The organism is Streptomyces echinoruber, from assembly GCF_014651135.1.
Lineage (GTDB): Bacteria > Actinomycetota > Actinomycetes > Streptomycetales > Streptomycetaceae > Streptomyces > Streptomyces echinoruber.
Genome location: NZ_BMWH01000063.1, coordinates 1 through 4911 on the forward strand (window position 1 = coordinate 1; position 4911 = coordinate 4911).

General features: G+C 70.0%; 3 protein-coding genes and 1 pseudogene. All 4 read left to right on the plus strand.

All coding sequences use genetic code 11. The features are described 5' to 3' along the window. A pseudogene (locus tag IE225_RS32310) lies at nucleotides 1-72 on the plus strand (ATP-binding protein); the annotation flags it as partial. A 373-nt stretch (nucleotides 73-445) separates the two neighbouring features. Then, the gene (locus IE225_RS32315) at nucleotides 446-3802 is read left to right on the plus strand and encodes a sensor histidine kinase (RefSeq protein WP_190061233.1); all 3357 of its coding nucleotides are present in this window, start codon (nucleotides 446-448) and stop codon (nucleotides 3800-3802) included. Between the two features lie 10 nt (nucleotides 3803-3812). Further along, a complete protein-coding gene (locus tag IE225_RS32320; protein ID WP_190061234.1) occupies nucleotides 3813-4226 on the plus strand; it encodes a roadblock/LC7 domain-containing protein in 414 nt (137 codons plus the stop codon). 94 nt (nucleotides 4227-4320) lie between these two features. After that, a complete protein-coding gene (locus IE225_RS32325; RefSeq protein ID WP_190061235.1) occupies nucleotides 4321-4893 on the plus strand; it encodes a DUF742 domain-containing protein in 573 nt (190 codons plus the stop codon). Nucleotides 4894-4911 lie beyond the last annotated feature (18 nt).

A 4911-nucleotide genomic window follows, 5' to 3' on the forward strand; every position in this document is an offset into this window, starting at 1 on the left:
CGCCACCGCGCGGACGCCAAGTCCACCCTCATCACCCTCGTGGAACACGCACTCATGGCCCGGCTGAAGTAGCAATTCGGCCGCGCGGTACGGCAGTTGCCGTAGACGCCCGGGGGCCGGCTGTGTCCTTTGACACGGTCGGCCCGGCTGTTCATAACGTTTTCGCAGAGGAATGACACGGCGCGGCCACGCGTCGCGGTCGTCCGGTGCCGCTGCGCTCACAACGGCCCCGCCTTTTGGCGGGGCTCGCTCTGTATGACCGTTTTATCGGGGGCTTACATCGCTCGCAATCCGAGGTTTCCGCTGTTTGGAAGACCACTGGTGGACGTGCTGGAATGCCTGAACTGCCCAATAGTCAAAGACATACTGAGTAGTCGATGGCGCTCTGGGCTCTGAGAGACTGCGGCACGACGTAGGTGCCGACCGCCGAGAGGTTGTTGGTCGAGTGAGGCGAAGCACAAAAGGTCCCGGGCCGTCGGCGCGGGGCAACTTCACCCCGCCGCCGCGCGGAGCGGCTCCCGCACAGGTGCCCGGTTCGGAGCCGACGGCCGCTCCGGCCCCGAGCGGCGGCCGTTTCTCCCCGCGCAACTGGCGGGTACCGACCCGGCTGAACGCGATCCTGCTCATACCCGTGCTGGTCGGCCTGGTCATGGGCGGCTTCCAGGTGAAGAGTTCGATCAGCACCTGGCAGGAGGCCCGGGACGCGGAGAAGACCGCCCGCCTGGTGCAGGCCTCCCTGACCTACGCCAACGCGCTCGTCAACGAGCGCGACGTCACGGCCGCGCCGCTGCTCAGCGGCAAGGGCCAGAAGGACCCCACGGTCGTCAAGGCCCGCGCGGTGACCGACCAGGCCGCCGACGCCTTCGACCGGGCCGCGCAGGACATGCCGGACAAGCCCGGCCTGCAGCGCCGCCTGAAGCTGTTCCGCAAGGCCGAGCCCGGGCTGAGGACGCTGCGGCAGAACGCGTACACCAGCAGGCTCCCCGGCGTGCAGACGGAAGAAGGCTACGTCGCGATCCAGCACCCGCTGATGGAGTTCGCCAACGAGCTCGGCCTCGGCACCGGCAACATCACCAGTTACGGCCGTACCGTCTACGCCATCTCCCTCACCAAGGCGGCGCTCTCCCTCGAGCGCTCCATCGGCATGCACATGCTGATCAGCCCGGGTCCGGGCACCGGCAGCCTGGCCAGCCAGCGAGTGGCCCTGTCCTCCTACGCCTACCTGGAGGGCATCGCCGTCGAGGAGTACATCAGCGGCGGCACCCAGCAGGACGCCGACAAGCTGGAGGCGGCCCGGAAGAACATCCAGTCCCAGGGCGCGGAGATGGCCAAGGAGGCCGCTGCCAAGGACCCCAAGTACGTGCCGCCGCCGTCCAACCCCACCAAGATGGTCGCGGCGCTGGCCGGCCTGAAGTCCACCGACCCCGCCGCGCGCCAGGCGCTGGCCCAGCAGGGCATCACCGCGCCGAACTGGTGGGCGGTGAACACGCTCAAGTTCAACGCCTACCGGCAGCTCGAGTCCGACCTGACCGACAAGGCCGTGGCCGACGCCGCGGCCATCGCCGACAACGCCAAGCAGGACGCCTTCGTCACCGGCGCCGTCGTCGTGATCGCGCTGCTCGCCGCGTTCATCCTGGCCGGCCTGGTCGCCCGCCAGATGAGCCGCTCCATGCGCCAGCTGCGCAACGCCGCCTTCGGCATCGCCGAGCAGCGTCTGCCGATGCTGGTCGACCAGCTCTCCCGCACCGACCCCGGCCGCGTCGACACCCGGGTCGCGCCCATCCCGATCAACACCACCGACGAGATCGGCGAGGTCGCCCGCGCCTTCGACCAGGTCCACCGCGAGGCCGTCCGGCTCGCCGCCGAGCAGGCCCTGCTGCGGGGCAACATCAACGCGATCTTCACCAACCTCTCGCGCCGCAACCAGTCGCTGATCGAGGGTCAGCTGACCCTGATCACCGAGCTGGAGAACAACGAGGCCGACCCCGACCAGCTGGAGAACCTCTTCAAGCTGGACCACCTCGCCACCCGTATGCGCCGCAACGGCGAGAACCTCCTGGTCCTCGCCGGCGAGGAGCCCGGCCGCCGCTGGGACCAGCCGGTGCCGCTGATCGACGTGCTGCGCGCCGCCTCCTCCGAGGTGGAGCAGTACGAACGCATCGAGCTGCAAGGCGTGCCGGAGTGCGACATCCACGGCCGCGCCGTGACCGACCTCGTGCACCTGCTCGCGGAGCTGCTGGAGAACGCCACCACGTTCTCCTCCCCGCAGACCAAGGTCCGCGTCACCGCGACCCGGCTGCCCGACGGCCGCGTGATGATCGAGATCCACGACAAGGGCATCGGCCTGACCGCCGAGGACTTCGCCGACATCAACCACAAGCTGGCCAACCCGCCCACCGTGGACGTGGCGATCTCCCAGCGCATGGGCCTGTTCGTGGTCGGCCGCCTCGCCGACCGGCACGGCATCCGCGTCCAGCTGCGCCCCTCCGGGGAGCAGGCCGGCACCACCTCGCTGGTCATGCTGCCGGACGCGATCACGCACGGCGGTGGCGGCGAACAGGCGCCGCAGGGCGAGGAGTTCACCGTCTCCCAGATCTTCCCGGAGCAGAACGTCCGCGGCGAGGACTTCAACCAGCCGATGCGCACGGCGGCCGAGCTCGGCTTCGACGACAGCCGGTACGCCGACATCCCCGACGACATCCGCGAGCTGGACCCGGTCGGCCGCTCGCTGATGCGCGAGGAGCGCCGCGCCGCCCTGGAGGCCCAGACCCACCAACGGCAGCAGCCCGACCAGGAGAGCACGGAGCAGTCGGCGTACGCCGAGGGTTTCGACGGCGGCCACGAGCAGCAGTACGACCAGCAGACCGGCCAGCACGCCTACGACGCCTCGCAGACCGGCCGGCACGCCTATGACGGCGCCCAGACGGGCCAACACGCCTACGACGGCGCCGCTCAGGGCTACCAGGACTACCCGGAGCAGCCGGCGGCCTACGACGGCTCCTACGAGCAGCAGTACGATCAACAGACCGGTCAGACGGCGTACCCCGAGCAGCAGCGGACGTCGTACGACGAGTCGTACTTCGCGCCGGACGCGTCACGGTCGCAGGACGAGGGCTTCCCGTCCGGCGGCGGGTACTCCGAACCCTCGTATGCGGAGGACGCCCGGCAGGAACAGGCGTCGGCGTCCGCCGCGTCCACGGACTCCTTCCCGGCGTACAACGGCCAGTCCTACCAGGGCGACTGGCCGCAGCAGGACGGCTACCGCAACGGTTACCCGGCCGAGTACGCTCCGGAAGCGGAATCTGCGCAGGCCGATGACGCAAGTCAGCAGGACCGCGTAGGCTTCGATCGACCGGGACCGGCCCACTCCGCTGGCCACGAGCTGACCGACGCCGGACTGCCCCGCCGCGGGTCCCTCGCGAGCGGCACCAACGGCACGAACGGCACCAACGGTGCGCGGCGCGTGAACCAGGAGCCGTCGGCTCCCGCGGAGCATGGCGGCGACAGCGGCGGCTGGCGGTCGGCGAACGACGAGCGCTGGCAGCAGGCCGCGCAACTCCGGAAGCCCAAGGCAGGCGGGGTCACAGCCTCCGGCCTGCCGGTGCGGGTGCCCAAGGCCAACCTGGTCGAGGGCTCCGCGGCAGCGACCCCGCAGGGCGGCCCACAGGTCTCCCGCGCCCCCGAGGACGTCAGGGGCAGGCTGAGCAACCTGCGCCGGGGCGTCCAGCGGGGACGCAGCGCAGGAAGTGACAAGAACGGCCAGGGCTTCGGTCCTGACAGCACCTACAACCAGGAGCGTTAGTGTGAGCCCGATGAGCCAGGCGGCACAGAACCTGAACTGGTTGATCACCAACTTCGTGGAGAACACCCCCGGGGTGTCGCACACGGTGGTGGTCTCCGCCGACGGACTCCTTCTGGCGATGTCCGAAGGCTTTCCCCGCGACCGCGCCGACCAGCTCGCGGCCGTCGCCTCCGGTCTGACCTCCCTCACCGCCGGTGCCTCCCGCATCTTCGAGGGCGGCAACGTCAACCAGACCGTTGTGGAGATGGAGCGGGGATTCCTCTTCATCATGTCCATCTCCGACGGCTCGTCCCTCGCGGTTCTCGCGCATCCGGAAGCGGACATCGGTCTCATTGGGTACGAGATGGCGCTTCTGGTCGACCGTGCCGGCACGGTCCTGACTCCCGAACTGCGTTCGGAGCTCCAGGGGAGCCTTCTCAACTAGGAGGCGGACGGTGCGTAGGGGCGTCCCGGGGCCGTAAGGTTTCGGGACGCGGCTCCACAAGGATGGGTGCCCAGCACAGTCGGAGGAGGAGAAAGTGGCAACACCCCCAGGCGGTTCGTCCTCGGGCAACTGGTCGTACGGCCCTGCCCAGGGTCCGGGCGACGGCCCGGCGAATCCGTACGGCTTCCCCTCCGTTCCGAGCCACCGGCAGCCGTACGCGCCCCAGGGCCCCGGCCCGTCGCCGTACGACCAGCCGCCGGCGCCGCGCATCCAGCCGGTGCAGCCGCAGCGCCGCAACCCTGAGCCGGCACCCGCCGGGTCGTCGAACAACCCCCTGGTGCGGCCGTACGCCATGACGGGTGGCCGCACCAGGCCGCGCTACCAGCTCGCCATCGAGGCACTGGTGCACACCACCGCGCAGCCGCACCAGATGCAGGGCCAGCTGCCCGAGCATCAGCGGATCTGCAACCTGTGCCGCGAGATCAAGTCGGTCGCCGAGGTCTCGGCGCTGCTCTCGATCCCTCTCGGCGTGGCCAGGATCCTCGTCGCCGACTTGGCGGAGGCGGGCCTGGTCGCCATCCATCAGCCCGGCGGCGACGAGAACGCCGGTGGCCAGCCAGACGTGACACTGCTCGAAAGGGTGCTCAGTGGACTTCGCAAGCTCTAGCGGCGGTCCTTCCCGCTC